Here is a 22,199-nt window from a genome sequence, read left to right as displayed (position 1 = left end):
GCCCCCTGGGTCCTGCCCCGCGGGCGCGGCACCCGCCGGATCGGGTCGTCCTCCTTCCCCTCCGGCCGCGCCACCGCCCCGGCGGCCTCGCGAGGCCCGGGACCGGCGGAGACGGGGACGGCGCCGGACGCCGGGATGCGGGCCCGGGCACCGTCGCGCGCCGCCCTTGCGGGCGGTTCGCCGCGGTGCGACGATGCCGGGCACCGCCGCCCGCACCGGGAAGGGAAGACCGTGACCACCGACGACCAGTACCGCCCCGCGGCCGCCGCCGTGTTCGACGCCCTGGGCGCGGCCTACGAGCAGGCGTTCGCCGGGTCCGAAGCCCACCGGCGTTCGCTGCGGTGGCTGCTCGGACGGCTCGCCCCGGGCAGCCGCGTGCTGGACGTGGGCAGCGGGACGGGCCGGCCCACGGCCGAGACGCTCGCGGCGGCGGGGCACGAGGTGCTGGGCGTCGACGTCTCCCCCGTGATGGTGGGGATCGCCGCACGCCAGGTGCCCGGCGCCGTGTTCCGCCACGCGGACATCCGTGACGTCGCCCTGGAAGAGGGGGCGTTCGATGCGGTCTGCGTGTACTTCTCCCTGCTCCAGATGGACCGGGCGGAGCAGGCCGCCGTGGTGCGCCGCCTGGTGCGCGCGCTGCGCCCCGGCGGCCACCTGGTCCTGGCCACCGTGCCGCTGGACGTGGAGGACGCCGAGGGCGTCTTCATGGGGCAGCCGGTCCGGGTGACCAGTTTCTCCGCCGACGGCGTCACCGCGCTGGCCCGCGAGGCGGGCCTGGAGGTGCTGGCGCGGGAAGAGGTGCTGTTCACCCCCGCCCATCCCGACGCCGTGCCCGAACCCCACCTCTTCGTGCACGGCCGCCGGGCGACCGCGCCGGCCGGCTGACCCGCCGGAGCGGGGCCCGTGCCGGTGCCCCGTGGCACCGGTCCCGCCCCCGCCCGGCCGGTGGCGTCCGCCCCTCTCCGGCCGTCCCCGCCTCCCTCGGAGCGATCGTTAGGATGGCGCGAATCGTTCAAACGAACATCTCCGGGGCGGGAGGCCAGATGAGGGAGCCGGTCGAGCTCAGGCGGCAGCGGATCCTGGCCGCGGTGCAGGCACGGGGCAGCGCCCGGGTGCGCGACCTCGCCGCCGAGCTGGAGGTCTCGGTGGTGACCGTGCGCCGGGACGTGGAGGAGCTGACCCGCGAGGGGAGGCTGCGGCGCGGGCACGGCGTCGTCCGGTCGACCCTGCCCGCGCAGGAGCTGCCCGGTGGCGAGGTCGCGGCCGGGGACCGGGTGGCGGTGGTGGTGCCCGAGCGGCACTCGTACCTGACCGAGACCCTGCACGGCGCCCGCGCGGTGCTCGAGGAGGCCGGTCTGCGCATCGCGCTGCACATCGCCCCGCAGGTCCCCGGCGCCGAGCGCCCGCTGGTGGAGCGGGCCCTCGCGGACGGCGCGCGGGGCCTGCTGCTGGCCCCCCGGTGGACCAGCCGGGCCGCCGAGGAGGCCGACTACGGCCGGCTCGCCGCGCTGGACGTCCCGACGGTGCTGATGGAACGCCGGCCGCGGCGCGGCAGCGCGCTGCACGCCCTGGACTCGGTGTGCTCGGACCACTGGTACGGGGCGCACCTGGCCGTGGAGCACCTGGTGGGGCTCGGTCACCGCCGGATCGTCTTCGCCACCCGGGACGACAGCCCCACCGCGCGCACGCTGCGGGCCGCCTTCGCGGAGATCGCCGGGGCGCATCCGCTGGTGGAGTCCTGGGCCTGGGCGCTGAGCGCGTCGGAGGCGGGAGCCGAGGGGGCGTACTCGGCGGAGCAGACGGCGGAGTTGCCGGTGCTCCTGCGGAAGGTGGGCGCGACCGCCCTGGTGCTGCACGGGGACGTCGACGCGCTGATGATCGTGCAGCGGCTGGCCGGGGACGGGGTGCGGGTGCCGCAGGACTGCTCGGTCGTGGCGTACGACGACGTGGTGGCGGGGCTCGGCACACCGCCGCTGACGGCCGTGTCCCCGCCGAAGACGGAGGTCGGAAAGGTGGCCGCCCGGGTCCTGCTGGAGCGTATGGCGCAGGCGCCCGGAGCCGGATGGGCCGCGCGGCGGATCGAATTGCTGCCGCGGCTGACGGTGCGCGGCTCCACCCGGCCGGTGTGAGCGTCCGTGGGCGGAGCGGTCGGTGCGGCCCCCGGCGCCGTCTCCTGTTCCCCGGCGCCCTCTGACCCGCGTGAGCGTTTGAGCGTTTTATTTTCTTCTGATCGGTCTATTGACCGTTTCTCTTCCGGCATCGAGTATTCCCGTGTCCCGAACAGCCGTGTCCCCGACACGCAGGAGCCGCGGGAGGCGCCATGCCCGGTCGACGCAGTCGTCGGTCCGTGCTCGCCGCGATGGCCGCCGTACCGCTGACAGGAGCCGTGAGCGCCTGCAGCGGGACGGGCGGCGGCCGGTCGCGCGGCGGCAGCGGAACGACCCGCATCACCTTCTGGTCCGCGCTGCGCGGCAGCCAGGAGGTGGTGGACGCCTTCAACCGCACGCACGACCGCATCCAGGTCGACTTCCAGCAGGTCCCCTCCGGCGGGCAGGGCGGCTACGCCAAGCTGAGCAACGCCGCCCGGGCCGGCAACGCCCCCGACGTCGCCACGATCGAGTATCCGCAGGTGCCGGGGTACGCCATCGACGGTGTCGCCCGCGACATCACCGACCTCGTCGGTGACTCCCTGCGCCGCACGCTGCTGCCGCAGGCGCTGGGGCTGACCACCTTCGGCGGACGGGTGTTCAGCGTGCCGTTGGACGTCGAACCGATGGTGCTGCACTACCGCGCCGACCTCTTCGACCGCTACGGCCTGAGCGTCCCGCGCACCTGGGAGGAGTTCGCCGAGCTGGCGTACACCGTGCGCCGCAGGGTGCCCGGCCGGCGGCTGGTCCTCTTCCCCACCGACGGGATGACCCAGTTCGCGGCGTACGCCTGGCAGGCGGGGGCGCAGTGGTTCGACATCTCCGGGGGAGCGTGGAACGTCTCCCTCGCGGACGCACCCAGCCGGCGCGTGGCGGCGTACTGGCAGCGGCTCATCGACGACGACGCGGTGTTCGTGAACGCGGTCGACAGCCGGCAGTCCGACGCGCAGATCGGCAACGGGCTGGTGCTCACCCGGCTCAGCGGCGCCTGGGACGCCGGTGCGCAGATGAACGCGCGGCCCGGGCAGAGGGGTCTGTGGCGGATCGCGCCGCTGCCGCAGTGGGACGCCGGCCGCCCGGCGGTCGGCACGCACGGCGGGTCCACGTTCGCGGTCACCAAGGACAGCCGCCACCCGGAGGCCGCGTTCGAGTTCATCCGGTGGCAGGTGTCGCACCCCGACGCGCTGCGCGCCCGCCTGTCCAGCGGCACCAGCAGTCAGTACCCGGCCGCTCCCGGCCTGGTGGCCGTGGGCCGCGCGGCGTTCGACCGGTCGTACTACGGCGGGCAGGACATCTACCGCCTGTTCGAGCAGGAGGCGGCCAGGATCCGGGAGGGCTGGCTGTGGGGTCCGCGGATGACCGCGACCCAGAAGGTGATGCAGGACTCCTTCGCCCGCGTCGGTGCCGGTCAGGGCAGTCTCACCGGCTCCCTGCGCACGGCTCAGGAGGGCACGATGCCCGACCTTCGGGCCCTCGGCCTGTCCACCACCCAGCGCAGTACCTGAGCCGTCGAAAGGCAGGTGACACCCATGACCGCGACCACTCCGCAACCCCGGCCGGTGCGGGCCGCCGCAGCGCGCGCCGGCGCCCCGGCCGCCGCCGGCCCGCGTGCCCGCCGGACGGCGAGGCGGCGTCAGGCGATTGCGTGCGGCGTGCTGATGGCGCCGTTCTTCGCCCTGCTCGTGACCGTGTTCCTGGTCCCCGTCGGGACCGCGGTCCACCTCAGCTTCTACAGCGACGACCAGCCGGGCCTCGGTTTCGGCCCCGAGCGGACCGTCTTCGTCGGCCTGCGCGGCTACGCGGCGGTCCTGACCGACCCGACGTTCCTCGGCGGTCTGGGCACCGTCGCCCTCTACTGCGTGATCTACATTCCGCTGATGGTCACCGGCGCGCTCGCCCTGGCCCTGCTGCTGGACTCGGGCGTGGTGCGGCTGCGGGCCTTCGCGCAGCTCGGGCTGTTCCTGCCGCACGCCGTGCCCGGCATCATCGCCGCGCTGATCTGGCTGTACCTGTACACCCCGGGGATCAGCCCCGTCATCGACCTGTTCGCCCGAGCCGACATCACGATCGACTTCCTCGGCGTGCACACGGTGCTCCCCTCCATCGTGAACATCGCCCTGTGGAGCAACCTCGGCTACAACATGGTGGTCTTCTACGCCGCCCTGCGGGCCGTGCCCCGCGAGGTGATCGAGGCGGCCGTCGTCGACGGCGCCGGGCCGGTGCGCACCGCGCTGCGGGTCAAGACGCCGATGGTGCGGTCCTCGATCGTCATGGTCGTGGTGTTCACCATGATCTGGGCGTTGCAGCTGTTCACCGAGCCGATGCTGCTCAGCCAGTCCTCCCCCATGATCAGCTCTCGTTTCTCGCCGAGCATGTACATCTACGACGCGGCGTTCAACCGCAACAACTACAGCCTGGCGGCGGCCTCCTCGGTGGTCCTGCTGGTGTGCACCATCGCCCTGTCCTACGGCGTCACCCGCCTGGCCGCCCGCGCCGGCACCCCCGAGGAGGCCCGATGAGCACCAGCGGCAGCGCCGCCCTGCGGCCCCGGCTGCTGGGCCGTGCCACCGTCAACGCCGTCGTCGCCGTCTCCGTCCTGTACACGCTGCTGCCCGTGCTGTGGCTGGCGCTCGCCTCGGCCAAGGACCGGGACGCACTGTTCCGCAGCGATCTGCTGTCGTCGGACGGCTTCTCGTTCACGCGGAACCTGCGCGACCTGTTCGCCATGGACGGCGGCCTGTACGGGCGCTGGTACGCCAACAGCCTGCTGTACGCCGTGCTCGGCGCGGCGGTCGGCGCCCTGGTGAGCGTGGCCTGCGGCTACGCCTTCGACAAGTACCGCTTCCGGCACAAGGAGAAGCTGTTCGGGCTGGTGCTGGCGGCGGTGATGGTCCCGCAGACCGTCCTGGCGCTGCCGCTGTACCTGATGGCCTCCGAGGCGGGCCTGGTCAACACCTTCTGGGCGGTGTTCGTCCCGGTCCTGTTCAACCCGTTCGGGGTCTACCTCGGGCGGGTCTTCAGCCGGGGCTACGTCCCCGACGAGGTGCTGGAGGCGGCCCGCATGGACGGCGCCGGGGAGCTGACCGCGTACGTCCGGGTGGCGCTGCGGATGCTCGGCCCCGGGCTGGTCACCGTCTTCCTCTTCCAGCTCACCGCCATCTGGAACAACTTCTTCCTGCCCATGGTGATGCTGTCCGACCAGGACCTGTACCCGGTCAGCCTCGGGCTGTACGCGTGGAACAGCGCCGCGACCGTGTCACCGGAGTACTACCCCGTGGTCATCATGGGTTCGCTGCTCGCCGTCCTGCCGCTCGTCGCCGCCTTCGTCCTGCTCCAGCGCTTCTGGCGCAGCGGCCTGACGGCCGGAGCCGTCAAGTGACCGCGGCGGCCGGGCGTGCCGGAGGGCGGCGGCGCGCCCGCTCCGCCCGCCCCGTCCCCGAGCGAGGAGTCCGATCCCCCACATGACCGTGTCGACGCCGGGCCCCGGCTTCCGTCCCCGCGCCGCCGTGGCGATGTCGCGGGACGCCGCCGAGGCCGTCCTGGACCCCGAGACGCTCGCCGCGTTCCGCGCGCTGTGCGACCTTGCCCCGCTCCCGGTACTGGACGACCTGGCCACACCGCGGGCCCGGTCGCTGCTGGCCGACGCCGACCTGCTGATCACCGGCTGGGGCTGTCCGCCCCTGGACGCCGGTGTCCTGCGGGCGGCGCCGCGGCTGCGGGCCGTCGTGCACACCGCGGGCAGTGTCCGCGGGCACGTCACCGACGCCTGCTGGGAGCGCGGCATCGAGGTGTCCTCCGCCGCCGCGGCCAACGCCGTGCCGGTGGCGGAGTACACGCTCGGCATGATCCTGCTCACCGGCAAGCGGGTGTGGGAGCGGGCCCGTGATTACCGGGCGGTCCGCCGGCGCGGGAACTGGCTGCGCACCCCGCGCACCGTCGGCAACCACCGCCGCACGGTCGGCATCCTGTCGGCGTCGCTCATCGGCCGCCGGGTCGTGGAGCTGCTGCGCCCGCACGACGTCGAGGTGCTGCTGCACGATCCGTACGTCACCGACGCGGACGTGGCCGCGCTCGGTGTCCGGCGGGCCGGGCTGGCGGAGCTGTTCGCACGCTGCGACACCGTCAGCGTGCACACGCCGCTGCTGCCCGCCACCCGCGGCCTGGTCAGCCGCGCCCTGATCGAGTCGATGCGGCCGGACGCCGTGCTCATCAACACCTCGCGCGGCGCGGTCGTCGACCAGGACGCGCTCACCGACGCCGTCCTGGCGGGCCGGATCCGGGCGGTCCTCGACGTCACCGACCCCGAGGTGCTGCCCGGGGACCACCCCCTGTGGGAGTGCGGGAACGTGCTGATCACCCCTCATCTCGCCGGTTCGGAGGGCAACGAGTGGCGCCGCCTGGCCGAGCACGCCCTGGCCGAGACCGCCCGCTGGGCCTCGGGGGCCGGTTTCCTCCATCCCGTACGACGCGAAAGGCTGGCCTTCCTGGCATGAGCATCTCCTTCGACCTGCCCGCCGCCGACCGGGCGAGGAGCCCGTACACCGGTTACACCCGGGCCCACTGGGAGGCGGTGGCCGACGGGCTGCTGGCGGCGGCGTGGCGCTGGAGCACCCCCGGCGGCGCCCTGCTGGACCTGCCCGGACGGCCCTCGCGTTCGGGGGTGCGCTCCGACGGGTTGGAGGGCTTCGCGCGGACCTTCCTCGCCGCCGCCTTCCGGGTGGCGGGCGCCGGCGGCGACGATCCGCACGGCTGGCTGGACCGGTACGCGCGGGGCCTGGCCGCGGGCACCCGCTCCCCGGGGCGCGAGGACGCCGAGTCCTGGCCGCTGATCCTCGACCACGACGTGCAGGGCCAGCCGATGGTGGAGTCGGCGTCGGTCGCGCTGGGGCTGCGGCTGACCGCCCCCTGGCTGTGGGAGCACCTCGACGAGGACGTGCGGGACCGGGTGGAGCAGTGGCTGCGCGGCGCGCTGCGGCACACGCCCGCCCCGAACAACTGGTACCTGTTCCCGTACACGGTCGCCGGGTTCCTGGAGTCGGTGGGCCGCGGGGACGCGGACACGGCGGCGGCCCGCCGGCGGGCGCTGGAGCTGCTGGAGGGCTGGTACCGGGGCGGGGGCTGGTACGCCGACGGGGACGGGCGCGCCTTCGACCACTACAACGGCTGGGCCCTGCACCTGTACCCGGTGCTCGACGCCCACCTCGCCGGCGACGGTGAGGCGGCCGCCCTGTACGGGGGCCGGCTGCGCGCCCACCTGGAGGGCTACGCGCTGATGTTCGGCGCGGACGGGGCGCCGCTGCACTTCGGCCGGTCGCTGACGTACCGGTTCGCCGCCTCGGCCGCCGTGAGCCTCGGCGCGCTGACCGGGCACACGCCGCTGACGCCGGGGGCCTCCCGGCGGCTGGCCAGCGGCAGCCTGCGCCACTTCCTGGACCGCGGCGCGCTGACCGCCGACGGGCTGCTGAGCCTGGGCTGGCACGGGCCGCACGAGGCCACCTTGCAGCCCTACTCCGGTCCGGCGTCCCCGTACTGGGCGTCGAAGGCGTTCCTGGCGCTGCTCGCACCCGGCGGCCACCCGCTGTGGACGGCCACCGAGGAGCCCGCGCCGGTGGAGGAGGCCGACCGGGTCCTCGCCCTCCCGGCCCCGGGGCTGCTGCTCCAGGCGACGCGCGGGGACGGGATCGTACGGCTGCACAACCACGGCAGCGACCACGTCCGGCCGCACGAGGGCGAGGCGGCCGCCGAGGACGACCCGCACTACGGCCGCCAGGCGTACTCGACGCGGACCGGCCCGACCGCGCCCGGCAACGCCGCCGACAACCACCTGTCGGTGCGGGTCGGCGGCCACTCCAGTGTGCGGCGCCGCGTCCGTCCCCTGGGCGCGGGGCACGGCGACGGCTGGGGCTGGGCGGCCTCCTGGCACCGGCCCGTCTTCGCCTCCGGTCCCCCGATGGTGCCGGGGCTGCGGGTGGAGAGCGTGACGGTGGCGCACGGCGTGTACGAGTTGCGGGTGCACCGGGTGACCGGGGCGCCCGCCGGGGCGCGGGTGGAGCACACCGGGTGGGCCACGGGCCCGGACGAGCCGCTGGTGTCGGCGCTGCACGGGCTGCACGGCTGGGAGGGGGCGCCCGAGCGGATCCGCGCGCCCCAGGGAACGGCGTACACCCGCTGGGCGCGGATGCCCCGGCTGACCGGCGCGGCGGGCGGTACCTCGGTGCACGTCTGTCTGGCCGCCCTCGCCGCCGCGCCGGGCCCCGGGCCGCTGGCGGACGCCGTCACCGAGGTCGTGGCCGGTGACGCGGAGGTGGTGGCCGTCTGGGCCGAGGGCGGTGTGCGGACCCGGATCCGCTTCGATCCGGTGCGGGTGACGCACGGGACCGGCCTGGAGGGGACGTAGGGGGAGGGAGGGAACGGGGGGGGCCGGAAGCCGTCGCGCGGCGGGGCGCGGACCGGCTCCTCCCGGCCCGCGCGCAGCCGCCGGGTCCGCTCGGGTGCGGTGGCGGCGGGCGGTTGCCCGGCGGGTGGGGGCGCCGCGGGTCCCCCGGGCGCCCGTGTCCGGTCGCAGCCGGGGCCGGGGCCGGTGACGCTGGTACGGACCCGGTGGGAAGGAGTCTCCATGGACAAGCTGTCGTGCGTGCTGCTCGCGGTCCTGGCCGCGTCGGTGCCGGCCGCCCCCGCGGTGGCGGCCGCGCCGGGGTCACCCGGTTCCGCGGGGCGGGTCGCCGTTCGCGCGCCGGGCGGTGTCACGGTGCCCCAGTGCCTCCAGGGCGGCGGCACCGTCGTCGTCGAACTGGACGTCGCGGGGACGGGCTCCGTCGTCACGCGCTGCCAGGGCGGGCGCCACCACGGGCGGCCGGTCGTCTGACCGTGCCGTGGCCGGCGGGACGGCCCCACCGGCCTCCCGCACCCGCCCCCGCGGTTCCGCACGAGCGCGGGTACCCGCTTGCCCGCATGCCCCGCGGGACGGCCCCGGCAGGCGGCGCGGCCCGAGGAGCGGGGCGTGTGGGCGAGGCGGGCTCGCGGGGCTGCCGGACCCCGCCGCCGCAGGCGGGGTCCGGCAGCACGGGACTTCCCGGCGAGCCGGGCCCCGAGGCGCCGTCCGTCGCGGAACCGGCCAAGTCACGCGCGCCGCCGCCGGAACCGGAGCGGACCGGGATGCGACGATGACGCGGACCGTTTCGCAAAGGGGGGTTCACCATGACCGGGATACTCGTCGTGTCCGGCGTCCTCGCACTCGTCGTCGCCGGGTGCGTCTGCGTGGTGTGGGCGGTGCGGGGCGGCCCGCGCTGGGTACGCGCGGTGGCGGCGGTGACCCTGACGGCCGGGGAACTGGTGCGCGTGGCGGGCCGCTCGGGCGGTGGTTACCGGAGCGGCGGCAGCTCGGACGACTGAGCGGGCCGCCCGCCCCACGGCGCGGCACCTCCACCGGCCGGGGGCGGGCCCGCCCACGACGGAGGTGCCGCCGAACGCCGCGAGCGGCACCGGTGCCCGGCGCCGGGACGGGGCGCGGTCCGGGGGCCGCGAAGGCCGGGCGGGGGCGCGATCGGAGGGGGAACCGGCGGGACCACCGGCCGCCCGGGTGGGGCGCTCCCCGGCCGTCAGGACGGCTCGGCGCCCTGGGCGGCCCGGCGGACCTCCTCCTCCACCATGTCCCGCGCCTGGCCCTGCTCCCTCGCGTAGCCGGTCACCGCGGCCTGTGCGTCGCGGTCCAGGTCGCGCCAGGCCCGCACGGCGGTCTCGTAGATGTCGGACTGCTGCGGGTTCCACCGGCTCTGCGTGGGCGCCCCGTACGAGTGGCGCAGTTCCTCGACCCGCTGGTGTGCCTGGTCGGCCGCGCGCCGTTTCGCCACGAGCTCTTCGAAAGTGCTAGCCACACCAGGAGACCCTAGTCAGCGGAGCGTCATCGCGCGCGCCGAAAACCGTTTCGCCGGAGCGCGCCGTCAGCACGCGCGGTCGTCGGCGCCGCGCACCTCCCACGGCCGCGGCCCCGTGCCGTCCCGCCACGCCCGCAGGCCCCGCCCGTCCAGGCACACGATCCCGCACCGCTCGGCGTAGTCGAGCGCGGGCGCGGTGAAGCCGCTGGTGGTGACGACGGCCGCGACATCGGCCCGGTGCACGGCGAAGCAGGTGCCGCCGAAGCGCTGGACGTCCTGGGAACCGACCGTGGTGCCGTCCCCGTAGCGCTTGCACTGGATGACGACGCGACGTCCGTCGGGGGCCACGGCCAGGACGTCGGCGCCGAGGTCACCGGCTCCGCCGACCACCTCGGCCTCGCGGCACCCGTCGCGCACGCAGAGCGCGGCCACCGCGTGCTCGAACTCGTCCGGGCCCAGGGTGTCGTACTCGTCCGGGCCCAGGACGTCGTACTCGTCCGGGGCCGGGGCGAGGTGGCCGGTACCGGCGGGCGCCCCGGCCGCGGCGGTGTCCCGGACGACGGCGGCCCCGGCCGTCCGCCGGTCCGCGGCCGCCCCCGGCACGCCCGGTTCCCCGCCGGGGCGGAAGGGGGTGTCGTCCCAGGCGTCGACCGCCGTCCGCGCCGCCTCGTCCAGCGCGGCTCCGGCCCGGCGCGCGGCACGGGACACGGAGAGGCGGCGACGGCGGCGCCACAGGGACAGGGCGCCCGCGCCGCCGGCCAGGACCAGCACCGACGCCCAGACCGGGCGCCGTTCGACGAGGTCGGCCGCCGTGCGGGCCGCGAACCCGGCAATGATCACGAGGGCGGCGAGCAGGCCGAAGAACACGGCGGTCCTGCGCAGGTCGAACGGGTGTCGGCGCTGGTCGGTTCGTATACGGCGGGCAGGGCTGGCCATGATGGCGATTGCCTCCTCGGATCGCTGCGGAGATCACTCCCGCCGTCTGCCCCGGGACCGGACGCTTCATCGCCCTCCGCGCCTGCGCGGAGCCCTGCCATCATGGTCACCGACCACGTCCGGAGACGGAGAGCGGAAGTGAGGAAGTGTGGCGGACACCGAGGAAACGGCGATGCCCGAACGGCTGCTGATCAACCGCACCACCACGGACGACGGCGCCTGTCTCGTGACCGTCGCGGGAGAGGTCGACCTCGACGGCAGCGTCCGGTTCCGCGACGTGCTGCTGTCCTGCCTGGGAACGGGGCGGGGCGCGGTCGTCGACCTGGGCGGTGTGGCCTTCATGGACTCCAGCGGCATCAACGCGCTGATCATCGCGCACCAGGCCGCCGAGGCCGGCGGCGTCTGGCTCCGTCTCGCCGCGCCGCAGCAGGCCGTGCGACGCGTCCTGCGGCTCGTCGGGGTGGACGCCCTCATCCCGAGCTACCCGACGGTGGAGGCGGCCCTGGCCGCCTGACACCCGCCGGCCGCGCCGCCCCGCGGACCCGGGGCGGCGCGGCCTCACGCGAGGGGCAGCCGCGCGTAGACGGTCTTGCCCGTGGCGTCGGGCTTGGTGATCACCTGGTCGCACAGTCGCGTCACGATCTCCAGCCCGTGCCGCCCGACCCGCCGGGGGTCGGGCGGCAGGAACGTCGGAAACCCGTCGCCGGTGTCCGACACCGCGATCTCGACGCTGCCGTCCACCACGGACAACCGCAGCCGGCACGGCCCCGGCGCGTGCCGCAGGGCGTTCGTCACCAGTTCGCTGGTCACCAGCCGCGCCGCGTCCAGGAAGGTGCCGGTCGTCTCCACTCCCGCCTCACCGAGCCGGACGACGAAGTCCCGGACCAGGTCCCGGGCGGCAGGGATCACCTCCGTACCGCCGTCGAAGTCCACCACCGTGGACAGCGCGGAACGGTCAACGGCATCAGACCTGCGCGCCGGAGTCATGCGGAGCCTCACCGTCCGGTCCTGGGCCCGTTCTTGGAAGCAAGGACCCTGGTCCCTCACGATACGCAGCCGACCCGCACCCCCCATTGTTTTGTGCGAAGTTCCGCTGGTCCCGCAGCGTTTTGGCCATGATGCGCCGGGTTCTGGTACCCCGCGTCCGCGGGGGCGACCGGGCCGCGACCAGCGACGTCTGAACATCGTTTCGACGGGTAAGCGGACCTGACACGACTTCATTCACAGGGGCTGCCGCCCGGTACGGCGGCCGGAGACGAGGAGGGGGCAGCGATGGGACGTCTGATCCGCCGCAGGGGCCGTGCCGCGCAGGAGGCCGCGGCACGCCGCGCACGTCACTTCCGGGCGCAGCTCGGGGTGGCGGCCGACATCGCGATCAGGGCGCGGCGCCGCGCCCTGGCGGAGCGGGGGGAGGCCGTCGGCGAGCACACCGGTGAGCGGCCGCCGCGCGGCCGGGTCACCGTCGACGACGTACTGGCCTGCGCCCACCAGCACTTCGGCCTGACGTCGGTGCCCCGCGAGGAGGCCGCCGCCGTGCTGCGCGCACGGTACGAGCTGCGCGGCTGCCACCGTGATCTCGACACCGACGCCCCTGCCCTCGCGCCCGCCCCGCCCCGGCCGGAGGTCTCCGGGACCTGACCCGGGTGCCCGCCCCGTCACACCACCGGCGCGGGGCGGGCACGGGACGAGCGGCCGGCCGAAGGCCGTCGGGGCCCCGGGCCCGCCGCGGGGGCGGGTCGCCGCCCGGGTGCGTGCCGGGTTCCGGTGGCGCATCCTTGCTGTGTCACCGCGTGACGGGGCACGGACGAGGTGGGCCGATGACGTCAGGCACCGAGGGCGCACACCGGGAAGCCGGGCGGCCGGTGACGCCGCCGGTCGACGCCCCGGCGGAGGCGGGCGGCCACGCGGGCGGGGCCCGACCGTGGTCCCGTGGACCCGGCGCGCCGCTCCTGCCCGTGCCGGCGGGACTGCCCGGGGCATCGTCCCGCGTCCGGCGGCGACCGCACGCCGACCGCCCCTCCCCCGTCGCCGGCGCCCTCTGGCGGGGCGTGGCGGAGGTGCCGCCCGATCCGGCCGGGACGGTGCGCCGCCGCACCGCGAGGCGGCCGGCCGTGACCCGCCCGGGAGGCATCCCGCGCGCCCTCACGGGGACGTCCGCACGGACTCGCCGCTTCCCCACGGCCGGAGCGGCCCCGCCCGCGCCCCACCGTGCGGCGCGGGGGCGTCCCGGCGCCCGGGCGGACCTGCCCCGCCCCCCGCTGCCCGGCCTCGTGGACACGGGCACATGGTCCGGCTGACGGGCCGGTCGGGAGCCCGGCCGGGTCGGCGTCCCGGCGGTCCGCTCGGCCGGCGGCGGGGCGAGGGCCGGTTTCGGCGAGGGCGCACCGTCGCCGGGCAGGTGTTCGTCCTGCACATCGTCATCGTGCTGCTGCTGGTGGTGGCCGCCGTGGCCGCCCTGGTGCTCCAGGTCCGTCACGACAGCACCGTCGAGGCCCGCAACCGGTCGGTCGCCGTGGCCGCGGCGTTCGCCGAGGGGCCGGGCGTGCGGGAGGCGCTGCGCAGTCCCGACCCCACGGCCCTGCTGCAGCCGCGGGCGGAGGCGGCCCGCAGGGCGACCGGGGTCGACTTCGTCACCGTCATGAACACCGGCGGGGTGCGCTACACCCATCCCGAGCCGGACCGCATCGGGGAGCGGTTCGCCGGGACGATCGCCTCCGCGCTGGCCGGGCGGACCGTGACGGAGGAGATCGAGGGGTCGCTGGGACCGCTGGTGCAGGCCGTGGTGCCGGTCGAGGCGGCGGACGGCTCGGTCGTGGGCCTGGTGTCGGCCGGCATCACCAAGGATCATGTGGGCGGTGCCGCCGACCGGCAGCTGCCGCTGCTGCTGTCCGCCGCGGGTGTGGCACTGGTCCTGGCGACGGCCGGCACGGCCCTGGTGGGCAGGCGGCTGCTGCGCCAGACGCACGGCCTGGGCCCGCACGAGATGACCCGGATGTACGAGCACCACGACGCCGTCCTGCACGCCGTCCGCGAGGGTGTGCTGATCGTCGGCGGCCAGGGCGCGCTGCTGCTCGCCAACGACGAGGCGCACCGCCTGCTCGGCCTGCCCGGCGACGCGGAGGGGCGGCACGTGCGCGACCTGGGGCTGCCCGCCGAGATGGCGGAGCTGCTGGCCTCCGGGCGCCCGGCCACGGACCGGGTGCACCTGGTCAAGGACCGGCTGCTGGCGGTCAGCCAGCGGCCCACCGACAGCCGCGGCGGGCCGCCCGGCAGCGTGGCGACCCTGCGCGACACCACGGAGCTGCGCGCCCTGTCCGGCCGGGCCGAGACCGCCCGGGAGCGCCTGGACCTGCTGTACGACGCCGGTGTGGGCATCGGTACCGGCCTGGACGTCACCCGTACCGCCGAGGAGCTCGCGGAATTGGTCGTTCCCCGGTTCGCGGACTTCGCCACCGTGGACCTGTACGACGCGGTCCTCGCCGGCGGCCAACCGGAGGAAGTCACCCCGCTGCGCCGTACCGCCCTGAGCGGTACCCGCGAGGACATCCCGCTGTACCCGGTGGGGCACCAGGTCCGCTTCGTGGCGTCCTCCCCGCAGGGCCGCAGCCTGCGCACCGGCCGGTCGGTGCTCGAACCGGACCTCGCCGGGGACCTCGGCTGGCGGGCGCAGGACCCGGAGCGCTCCGCGCGGGTGCTGGAGTACGGCGTCCACTCGCTGATCACCGTGCCCCTGCGGGCCGGCAGCCTCCTCCTCGGCGTGGTCAGCTTCTGGCGCGCCGCGCGGCCCGAGCCGTTCGACGCGGACGAGCTGGCCCTCGCCGAGGAGCTCGTCGCCCGGGCCGCCGTCTCCATCGACAACGCGCGCCGCTACACCCGCGAGCACAGCATGGCGGTGACCCTCCAGCGCAGCCTGCTGCCGCGCAGCCTGCCCGAGCAGGACGCGCTGGACATCGCCTACCGGTACCTGCCGGCGCAGGCGGGCGTGGGCGGCGACTGGTTCGACGTGCTGCCGCTGTCGGGGGCCCGCGTCGCGCTGGTGGTCGGCGACGTCGTCGGGCACGGGCTGCACGCCGCGGCCACCATGGGCCGGCTGCGGACGGCGGTGCACAACTTCTCCGCGCTGGACCTGCCGCCGGACGAACTGCTCACCCTGCTGGACGAACTGGTCGCCCGTATCGACCAGGACGAGGCGGTCGAGGACGGCGCCGCCCCGGTCACCGGCGCGACCTGCCTGTACGCGGTCTACGATCCGGTCTCCCGGACCTGTGTGACGGCCCGGGCCGGCCATCCCCCGCCGGCGCTGGTCCGGCCGGGCGGCACGGTCGACTTCCCCGACCTGCCCGCCGGCCCCCCGCTGGGCCTCGGCGGCCTGCCGTTCGAGACGGCCGAGCTGGAGCTGGAGGAGGGAAGCCGGCTGGTGCTGTACACCGACGGGCTCGTGGAGGACCGGGAACACGACATCGACGAGGGGCTGGAGCGGTTGCGCGGTGCTCTCGCGGTGTCCGGCGAGTCGCCCGAGGAGACGTGCCGGGCCGCCCTGGAGGCGCGGCTCCCGTCCCGCCCGGGCGACGACATCGCCCTGCTGGTGGCCCGTACCCGGGCCCTCGGCCCCGACCGGGTCGCCGAGTGGGCGGTGCCGTCCGATCCGGCGGCCGTCGGCGAGGTGCGCGCCCGGGTCTCCCGGCGGCTGGCGCAGTGGGGGCTGGAGGAGCTGACGTTCACGACGGAGCTGCTGCTGAGCGAGCTGGTCACCAACGCGATCCGGTACGGCGGGGAACCCATCCGCGTCCGTGTCCTGCGCGACCGGGCACTGATCTGCGAGGTGGCCGACAGCAGCAGCACCTCGCCGCATCTGCGGTACGCGGCCATGACGGACGAGGGCGGACGCGGACTGTTCCTCGTCGCCCAGCTCGCCGAGCGCTGGGGCACCCGCTACACGCCCGAGGGCAAGGTCATCTGGGCGGAGCAGCCGATTCCCTGACGGACACGGCGGCGCGCGGGCCGCCGGGGCCCACCGGACACGGCGCGGACCGTCCGGCACGGCGAAGGCCGCGGAACGGCCGTGCACCGGGTTCCGCGGCCTCGCGCCGGGCCGGCACGGGTGCCGGCCGGTAGACCGTGACGGCACGTCAGTGCCGGAACGTGTCCTTCGCCTTCTCCTTCACCTGGCGGGCGTCGCCCTTCGACTCCTCGGTGCGGCCCTTCGCCGCGAGCCCCTCGTCGCCCACCGCGCGCCCAGTGGCCTCCTCGGCCTTCCCCCGGGCCTGTTCCATCTTCGCCTTGGCCTTCTCGTTGCCGCTCACAGCGCTCACCTCAGCGGGTTCGTCTCGGTTCCGGGAGGCCGGGTTGCCCGCCCGGACGGGCGCAAACATGCCCGGCCCCAGGGCTGATTGCCCGGTTGCCGGGTACAAGACCGGCAGAACAGGATCCGTCGTCGAACCGGAGGTACGTCATGGCCGGAATGCTGGACCGGATCAAGCAGTTCACGCGCACCCCGCAGGGGCGCCGCACGACCGAGCAGCTGCGCCGGGCCGCCGCCGACCCCCGCCGCCGCGCCCAGGCGCAGCAGGTGCTGCGGAAGTTCGGCAAGCGCCACTGAGCGCGCAACCGGGACCGGTACGGCGGGTCAGCCGCCGTACCGGTCCCGGTGTGCGCGGGCGGGGGCGGGGAGGGGCCCCGAAGGGCGGCCCGGGCCGTCGCCGGAACCCTCCCGCCGCCGATCGAGGACCGCGACGGCCAGGGCGCAGAGCATGGCGGCGGCGCCGGACCCGACGGCGACGGCCACGGCGGCGCGGTGGTCGTCGTGGGTGGCGCGCAGGGCGAGGTGGAACAGGCCGGGCAGGGCTGCGGTCCCCACGGCGGCGCCCAGCCGCTGCCCGGTCTGCAGGGCGCCTCCCGCGGCGCCCGCCATGCGCACCGGGACGTTCCGCAGCGTCATCGTGATGTTCGGGGAGACGACGCAGCCGCTGCCGAGGCCGCCGACGAGCAGCAGCGGGGCCGCGATCCACACGGCGTGGTCCGCGGGGGCGAGCCACAGCACCAGCGCCGTCCCGCCCAGTCCCGTCATGACGGCGGCCAGTCCCCAGACGGTCAGCAGCCGTCCCAGCCGTCCGACCAGCCGCCCCGTCACGGCGGCCGCGGCGGCGGAGCCGACGGCGAAGGGCGTCACCGCCAGCCCGGACCGCAGGGGCGAGTAGCCGAGGCCGTTCTGGAAGAACAGCGCGAAGACCAGCCAGACCCCGCTGAAGCCGACGAAGTACAGGGCCCCCAGGACCGCGCCGGTGGCGTAGCCCGGCGTGTCGGTGAGCAGCCGCGGGTCCAGGAGCGGAGCCCCGTCGCGGCCGGCGAGCCGGCGCTCCCACCGCACGAACCCGGCGAGGGTCAGCGCCCCGGCCGGGAACAGCCACCACAGGCGGCCGGGCCCGCCGGCCTCGGCGAGCACCAGCGGCAGCATCAGGGCCAGGATGCCGGCGCCGAGCAGGACGACTCCGAGGGGGTCCAGGCGCCCCGGGCGCCCGGGCGCGGTGCGGGGCAGCAGACGGCTGCCGAGGAGCAGGGCGAGCGCGCCGACGGGCACGTTGACGTAGAAGATCCAGCGCCAGCCCTGCGGTCCGTCGGCGAGCGCCAGGATCAGGCCCCCGGTGATCGGGCCCACCGCGCTGGAGACGCCCACGGTCGCGCCGAACAGCCCGAAGGCGCGTGCGCGTTCCGCGCCGTGGAACATCTGCTGGATCAGGGCCGAGTTCTGCGGGGCGAGACTGCCGGCGGCGACCCCCTGGGCCAGCCGGGCCACGACCAGCAGCGTGATGGTGGGAGCGGCGCCCGCCGCGGCGCTGCACGCCATGAAGGCCGCCAGCGCGGCGAGGAAGAGGCGGCGCCGGCCGAAGGCGTCGCCGAGGCGCCCGGCCGTCACCAGCGTCAGGGCGAACGCCAGGGCGTAGCCCGAGACCACCCACTGCACGGACGCCGCCGAGGCGTGCAGGTCCCGCTGGATGGACGGCAGGGCCACGGCGACGATGGTGACGTCGAGCAGGCTCATGAACCCGGCGGCCAGTGTCACCCAAAGGGCCCTCCACCGGTTCGGGTCCGGCCGGCCGCCGCCGTCGTCGTGGCCCCGGTCCCGTCGGTGGCCGTCGGCCTCCCTGTCCCCGTTCACACCCGGCTCCCTCGCGAGATCGAACCGTCCTGACGCCTGCGTCACCCGTGACGGGTGGTCCAAACCCTTCCCGAGAGGCCCCATAAGCCTGCCTTATGAGCTCATAGACGGGACCCGCGTACCGACTTAGGCTTGCCTTAACTTAGGCTTCCCGACGAGACGCTTGTCATCGCTCGAAGGGAACCTGATCATGCCCCGCCCTCTGCGGGTAGCCATCGTCGGATCCGGCCCGGCCGGAATCTACGCCGCCGACGCACTGCTCAAGTCCGAGGTGGCCGCCGAGCCCGGCGTGTCCATCGACATCTTCGAGCGGATGCCGGCGCCGTTCGGCCTGATCCGTTACGGCGTCGCCCCCGACCACCCCCGCATCAAGGGCATCATCACCGCCCTGCACCAGGTGCTGGACAAGCCGCAGATCCGCCTCTTCGGCAACGTCGACTACCCCACCGACATCAGCCTGGACGACCTGCGCGCGTTCTACGACGCGGTGATCTTCGCCACCGGCGCGATGGCCGACCGGGCCCTGCCGATCCCCGGCATCGACCTCGAGGGCTCCTACGGCGCCGCCGACTTCGTCTCCTGGTACGACGGCCACCCGGACGTGCCGCGCACCTGGCCGCTGGAGGCCGAGAAGGTCGCCGTGCTGGGCGTGGGCAACGTCGCCCTGGACGTGGCCCGCATCCTCGCCAAGACGGCGGACGAGCTGCTGCCGACGGAGATCCCGCCGAACGTCTACGACGGGCTGAAGGCCAACCGGGCCAAGGAGATCCACGTCTTCGGCCGCCGCGGCCCGGCGCAGGCGAAGTTCAGCCCGATGGAGCTGCGCGAGCTGGACCACTCCCCCAACATCGAGGTCATCGTCGATCCCGAGGACATCGACTACGACGACGGCTCGATCGCGACCCGGCGCGGCAACAAGCAGGCCGACATGGTCGCCAAGACGCTGGAGAACTGGGCCATACGCGATGCCGGCGACCGGCCGCACAAGCTGTTCCTGCACTTCTTCGAGTCGCCCGCCGAGATCCTCGGCGAGGACGGCAAGGTCGTCGGCCTGCGCACCGAGCGCACCGCCCTGGACGGCACGGGCAACGTCAAGGGCACGGGGAAGTTCACGGACTGGGACGTCACCGCGGTGTACCGCGCGGTCGGCTACCTGTCGGACAAGCTGCCCAAGCTGCCGTGGGACCTGGAGTCCGGCACGGTTCCGGACAAGGGCGGACGCGTCGTGCAGGAGTCGGGCGAGCACCTGCAGTCCACGTACGTCACCGGCTGGATCCGGCGCGGTCCCATCGGTCTGATCGGCCACACCAAGGGCGACGCCAACGAGACGGTGGCGAACCTGCTGGACGACTTCGCGAACGGGCGGCTGCACACGCCCGTCTCCCCCGGCCCCGAGGCCGTGGACGCCTTCCTGGCCGAGCGGAACATCCGCTTCACCACCTGGGAGGGCTGGTACCGCCTCGACGCCGCGGAGAAGGCGCTGGGCGAGCCGCAGGGCCGCGAGCGCGTGAAGATCGTCGAGCGTGAGGACATGCTCAGGGAGAGCGGCGCGTGAACCGCTGACCCGCCGAGTCCCTGCCGGGCCCGCCCGGTCGCCCCGCGATGCCGCGGGCGGCCGGGCGGGCCCGTTCTCCCGGTCGCTCGTGGAACCCGTCCCCGCCGGGCCGCGGTCCCGAGCGGGGCCGAGCACACCGTCGTCCACTGCTTCACGGTGGACTGAGTGAGGCGGGGAGGGAGGCGGGGAGCGGGAGGGCCGGGAGGCGGGGGCGGGCGCGGGCCCGGCGGCGGGGGGCGTCCCGCCGGACCCGCGCCCGCGTCCTCGGGGCGTGCCCGGCTCACACCTCCAGTTCGGCCTCGATGCGGCGCAGCTGGTGGCGGGCCATCGCCAGGTTGGCCCGTCCCGCGTCCAGGACGAGGTACAGGAACAGGCCGTTGCCGCCGCGGCCCTTGAGGAGGCGGATCAGGTGGTACTGGGTGCTGAGGGTGATGAGGATGTCCTCGATCTCCTCCTTCAGGCCGAGGTGCTCCATCGTGCGCAGCTTGGCGCGGACGACGTCGGTGTTGCCGGCGGCGGCGACCTCCAGGTCGAAGTCCTTGCCGCCGCCGAGGGTGCCGAGGGCCATGCCGCTGGTGTAGTCGACCAGTGCGGCGGCGGTGGCTCCGTCGATGGAGCTCAGGCACTCCTTGAGGGCGGTCTCCAGGTTGGCCATGCGTGGGTTTCCTTTCCGTACCTGCGGGATCGGGGGGTCAGGGGCTCCGGCGGTCGCCGTCGGGCTGCCGGCCCGGCTCGTGCACGGGCCGCTGCGGTGCGCGGACCGGCAGGGTGCCGATGGGGCGGGCGGCGTCCGGGGGCGTGGCGGGGAGGTGGTCGGCGGGCGCGGACGGGAGGTGCCCGAAGGACGCGGGGGGCGCGGGGGACATGTGGCCGGAGGGCACAGGGGGGACGTGGCCGGGGGGTGCGGGCGGATCGCCGGGGCGGCCGCGTTGCGGGGCGAGGCGGGCGGCCACCAGTTCCCCTATCCGGGCGCCGCCGCGCCGGCCCTCCAGGTGCAGGCGGCCCACGTTGACGCGGTCCCCGGCGAGGAGGGTGAGGACGGCCGACGGGCCGGCCGCGTAGGTGGCGACGTAACCGTGTTCGCCGCGCAGCAGCAGTTCCCGGAAGGCGCCGCGCGCGGTGGCGTCCGCCGTGCGGTGGGCGACGCCGAGGGCGGCGGCGGTGAGCGCGGCGAGGCCCTCGGGCTCGGTGTCCGGCGCGTCGTGGGCCAGGACCAGCCCGTCGACGGTGGCCGCGAGCGACCCGGTCAGCTCGGGGACGCGGTTGCGCAGTCGGTGCAGTTCGTCGAGGACGTCACTCTCGACGGCCATGAGCAGTCTCCTTTCGGCACGCTGCCGGCGCGCGCGGATCACAGGGCCTCCAAGGCGTCTTTGAGCCGCCGCAGCAGCGCCGTGTCCGGGTCGTCCCACGCCGCGCCGGGCCGGCCGGGGACCGGCGCGGCGGGCGCGGCGGGCCGCGGGGCGGGGACGATCAGTCCGCCGGCGGCCAGGCGGCGCACTTCGACGAGGGTGTGGTACGTACGGCAGGCGAGCGCGGCGGCGATGTCGGCGGCGGTGCGGACGCCGTCGACCTGGGCCAGGATCCGGCCGCGCCGGGCGGGCAGCGGGCCGGTGTCGGCGTCGGCCGTGCGCGCGAGGGGGGCGGTGTCGACGGCGGGGTCGGGCCAGATGCGGTCCAGCAGGGCCCGGCGGCGACGCGACTCGCGGACGACGGCGTCCGCCGGGACCGGGCGGACGGGCCCGAGCCAGTGCACGGCGCCGGGCCGGAAGCGGCGTACGGGCCCGTCGTGGGCGAGGACGAAGTAGGCGGCGTCGAAGAGGGTGCCGAGGTGGCACAGTTGCAGCGCGCCGGGGGCGAGCCGGCCGCTGTCCACGAGCCGGCGGCCCACCCGCTGGTGCGCTCCGGCCCGGCCGACCGCGTCCCACCAGTTCTCGGGGGTGAGGGCTCCGCTGTGGACGAGCAGGGACCCGAGGTCGGGGGTGAGGGCGGACTCGACGTGGACGACGCGGCCCTCCGCGAGGTGGACGACGCCGCGCTCGCCCGACAGGGCGCCGGTGGCGCGGCCGTCCGCGAGGGCGGCGAGCGCGGCGGAGACGGTGTCGTGGGGGGTCCGGACCGGGGTCATCCGAGCACCAGTCGCTCCGCCAGTGCGGCCAGCCGGATGCGGGCGAGCGCCAGGTTCCCGTCGGCGCGGTCCAGCCACAGGTGGAGGAAGACCGTGCTGTCGAACGGGGTGCTGACGAACCTCAGGAGGTGGTAGGAGTCCGCGGTGGTGACGATCAGGTCCTCGACGGGCGGTTCCCCGTCCGTCGCGGGGGCGCCGTGGGCCGGTGCCAGGATGCCGCTCTCCGCGGCGTGGCGGGCGAGTTCGGCGGCCTGGGCGGCCGTCGCCTCCGCGTCCCCGCCGGGGGCCTCGCCCACCGTTCCCAGGGCGAGCCCGCTGATCCAGTCGACCAGCGACGCACCGCGTGCGCCGGGCAGCCGCATGGCCTCCAGCAGACTCTCGTCTATTCCGGACACGCCGGATCCCC

The 22,199-nt window shown here is 75.6% G+C and carries 23 protein-coding genes; 14 read left to right on the top strand and 9 right to left on the bottom strand.

The features are described 5' to 3' along the window. Window positions 1–231: 231 nt before the first annotated feature. The 9 genes from ACSU6Z_RS27920 (at window position 232) to ACSU6Z_RS27880 (ending at window position 9,539) form a co-directional block, all read left to right on the top strand. Complete coding sequence (locus tag ACSU6Z_RS27920; protein ID WP_437049798.1) at window positions 232–885, top strand: class I SAM-dependent methyltransferase; 654 nt, start codon at window positions 232–234, stop codon at window positions 883–885. Window positions 886–1,043: 158 nt separating this feature from the next. After that, window positions 1,044–2,129: a substrate-binding domain-containing protein gene (locus ACSU6Z_RS27915; RefSeq protein ID WP_437049797.1), complete on the top strand. Its 1,086-nt coding sequence runs from the start codon at window positions 1,044–1,046 to the stop codon at window positions 2,127–2,129. A gap of 191 nt (window positions 2,130–2,320) precedes the next feature. Then, window positions 2,321–3,652: an ABC transporter substrate-binding protein gene (locus ACSU6Z_RS27910; RefSeq protein ID WP_437049795.1), complete on the top strand. Its 1,332-nt coding sequence runs from the start codon at window positions 2,321–2,323 to the stop codon at window positions 3,650–3,652. Between the two features lie 24 nt (window positions 3,653–3,676). After that, window positions 3,677–4,666: a carbohydrate ABC transporter permease gene (locus ACSU6Z_RS27905; RefSeq protein WP_437049793.1), complete on the top strand. Its 990-nt coding sequence runs from the start codon at window positions 3,677–3,679 to the stop codon at window positions 4,664–4,666. Next, the gene (locus tag ACSU6Z_RS27900) at window positions 4,663–5,526 is read left to right on the top strand and encodes a carbohydrate ABC transporter permease (RefSeq protein ID WP_437049791.1); all 864 of its coding nucleotides are present in this window, start codon (window positions 4,663–4,665) and stop codon (window positions 5,524–5,526) included. Before ACSU6Z_RS27905 ends, ACSU6Z_RS27900 begins: the two co-directional genes overlap by 4 nt. An 82-nt stretch (window positions 5,527–5,608) precedes the next feature. Beyond that, window positions 5,609–6,640, top strand: coding sequence for a hydroxyacid dehydrogenase (locus ACSU6Z_RS27895; protein WP_437049790.1), 1,032 nt, complete (start codon window positions 5,609–5,611; stop codon window positions 6,638–6,640). After that, the gene (locus ACSU6Z_RS27890; protein ID WP_437049788.1) at window positions 6,637–8,544 is read left to right on the top strand and encodes a DUF2264 domain-containing protein; all 1,908 of its coding nucleotides are present in this window, start codon (window positions 6,637–6,639) and stop codon (window positions 8,542–8,544) included. Before ACSU6Z_RS27895 ends, ACSU6Z_RS27890 begins: the two co-directional genes overlap by 4 nt. 219 nt (window positions 8,545–8,763) lie before the next feature. Next, the gene (locus ACSU6Z_RS27885) at window positions 8,764–9,012 is read left to right on the top strand and encodes a hypothetical protein (RefSeq protein ID WP_437049787.1); all 249 of its coding nucleotides are present in this window, start codon (window positions 8,764–8,766) and stop codon (window positions 9,010–9,012) included. Between the two features lie 332 nt (window positions 9,013–9,344). After that, complete coding sequence (locus tag ACSU6Z_RS27880; protein WP_437049785.1) at window positions 9,345–9,539, top strand: hypothetical protein; 195 nt, start codon at window positions 9,345–9,347, stop codon at window positions 9,537–9,539. A 206-nt stretch (window positions 9,540–9,745) separates the two neighbouring features. Here ACSU6Z_RS27880 and ACSU6Z_RS27875 read toward each other — a convergent pair whose 3' ends face one another. Then, the gene (locus ACSU6Z_RS27875) at window positions 9,746–10,021 is read right to left on the bottom strand and encodes a hypothetical protein (protein ID WP_437049783.1); all 276 of its coding nucleotides are present in this window, start codon (window positions 10,019–10,021) and stop codon (window positions 9,746–9,748) included. 66 nt (window positions 10,022–10,087) lie between these two features. Then, window positions 10,088–10,957, bottom strand: a complete 870-nt coding sequence (locus ACSU6Z_RS27870) for a restriction endonuclease (RefSeq protein ID WP_437049781.1) — start codon at window positions 10,955–10,957, stop codon at window positions 10,088–10,090. Window positions 10,958–11,129: 172 nt separating this feature from the next. Between ACSU6Z_RS27870 and ACSU6Z_RS27865 the strand changes: the two genes are divergently transcribed. Continuing rightward, a complete protein-coding gene (locus ACSU6Z_RS27865; protein ID WP_437049779.1) occupies window positions 11,130–11,471 on the top strand; it encodes an STAS domain-containing protein in 342 nt (113 codons plus the stop codon). A gap of 44 nt (window positions 11,472–11,515) precedes the next feature. Here ACSU6Z_RS27865 and ACSU6Z_RS27860 read toward each other — a convergent pair whose 3' ends face one another. Beyond that, window positions 11,516–11,944, bottom strand: coding sequence for an ATP-binding protein (locus ACSU6Z_RS27860; RefSeq protein ID WP_437049778.1), 429 nt, complete (start codon window positions 11,942–11,944; stop codon window positions 11,516–11,518). Window positions 11,945–12,229: 285 nt separating this feature from the next. On the opposite strand from ACSU6Z_RS27860, the gene ACSU6Z_RS27855 reads away from it, so the two are divergent. Both ACSU6Z_RS27855 and ACSU6Z_RS27850 read left to right on the top strand, forming a co-directional pair. Continuing rightward, the gene (locus ACSU6Z_RS27855) at window positions 12,230–12,595 is read left to right on the top strand and encodes a hypothetical protein (protein ID WP_437049776.1); all 366 of its coding nucleotides are present in this window, start codon (window positions 12,230–12,232) and stop codon (window positions 12,593–12,595) included. Between the two features lie 646 nt (window positions 12,596–13,241). Then, window positions 13,242–15,938, top strand: coding sequence for a SpoIIE family protein phosphatase (locus tag ACSU6Z_RS27850; RefSeq protein WP_437049775.1), 2,697 nt, complete (start codon window positions 13,242–13,244; stop codon window positions 15,936–15,938). Window positions 15,939–16,086: 148 nt separating this feature from the next. Here the strand turns inward: ACSU6Z_RS27850 and ACSU6Z_RS27845 are convergent, their stop codons facing one another. After that, a complete protein-coding gene (locus ACSU6Z_RS27845) occupies window positions 16,087–16,260 on the bottom strand; it encodes a CsbD family protein (RefSeq protein WP_437049773.1) in 174 nt (57 codons plus the stop codon). A gap of 149 nt (window positions 16,261–16,409) precedes the next feature. Between ACSU6Z_RS27845 and ACSU6Z_RS27840 the strand changes: the two genes are divergently transcribed. Further along, window positions 16,410–16,556 carry a hypothetical protein gene (locus ACSU6Z_RS27840; protein WP_437049771.1) on the top strand — a complete coding sequence of 49 codons (147 nt, stop codon included), beginning with the start codon at window positions 16,410–16,412 and terminating at the stop codon, window positions 16,554–16,556. A 27-nt stretch (window positions 16,557–16,583) separates the two neighbouring features. On the opposite strand, the gene ACSU6Z_RS27835 is transcribed toward ACSU6Z_RS27840, so the two are convergent. Beyond that, window positions 16,584–17,996: an MFS transporter gene (locus tag ACSU6Z_RS27835; protein ID WP_437050514.1), complete on the bottom strand. Its 1,413-nt coding sequence runs from the start codon at window positions 17,994–17,996 to the stop codon at window positions 16,584–16,586. Between the two features lie 307 nt (window positions 17,997–18,303). On the opposite strand from ACSU6Z_RS27835, the gene ACSU6Z_RS27830 reads away from it, so the two are divergent. Next, on the top strand, window positions 18,304–19,668 hold the full coding sequence (locus ACSU6Z_RS27830) for an FAD-dependent oxidoreductase (RefSeq protein WP_437049769.1): 1,365 nt from the start codon (window positions 18,304–18,306) through the stop codon (window positions 19,666–19,668). 280 nt (window positions 19,669–19,948) lie between these two features. Here the strand turns inward: ACSU6Z_RS27830 and ACSU6Z_RS27825 are convergent, their stop codons facing one another. The 4 genes from ACSU6Z_RS27825 to ACSU6Z_RS27810 are packed head-to-tail and all read right to left on the bottom strand — an operon-like array spanning window position 19,949 to window position 22,188. Beyond that, window positions 19,949–20,323: a hypothetical protein gene (locus ACSU6Z_RS27825; RefSeq protein WP_437049768.1), complete on the bottom strand. Its 375-nt coding sequence runs from the start codon at window positions 20,321–20,323 to the stop codon at window positions 19,949–19,951. 37 nt (window positions 20,324–20,360) lie between these two features. Continuing rightward, the gene (locus tag ACSU6Z_RS27820) at window positions 20,361–20,978 is read right to left on the bottom strand and encodes a roadblock/LC7 domain-containing protein (RefSeq protein WP_437049766.1); all 618 of its coding nucleotides are present in this window, start codon (window positions 20,976–20,978) and stop codon (window positions 20,361–20,363) included. Window positions 20,979–21,016: 38 nt separating this feature from the next. Next, window positions 21,017–21,793, bottom strand: coding sequence for a hypothetical protein (locus ACSU6Z_RS27815; protein ID WP_437049764.1), 777 nt, complete (start codon window positions 21,791–21,793; stop codon window positions 21,017–21,019). Next, the gene (locus ACSU6Z_RS27810) at window positions 21,790–22,188 is read right to left on the bottom strand and encodes a hypothetical protein (RefSeq protein WP_437049762.1); all 399 of its coding nucleotides are present in this window, start codon (window positions 22,186–22,188) and stop codon (window positions 21,790–21,792) included. Before ACSU6Z_RS27810 ends, ACSU6Z_RS27815 begins: the two co-directional genes overlap by 4 nt. Window positions 22,189–22,199: the final 11 nt, after the last annotated feature.

The organism is Streptomyces sp. enrichment culture, from assembly GCF_964273145.1.
Taxonomy (GTDB): Bacteria; Actinomycetota; Actinomycetes; order Streptomycetales; family Streptomycetaceae; genus Streptomyces.
This window is presented reverse-complemented; position numbering and strand designations above follow the sequence as displayed.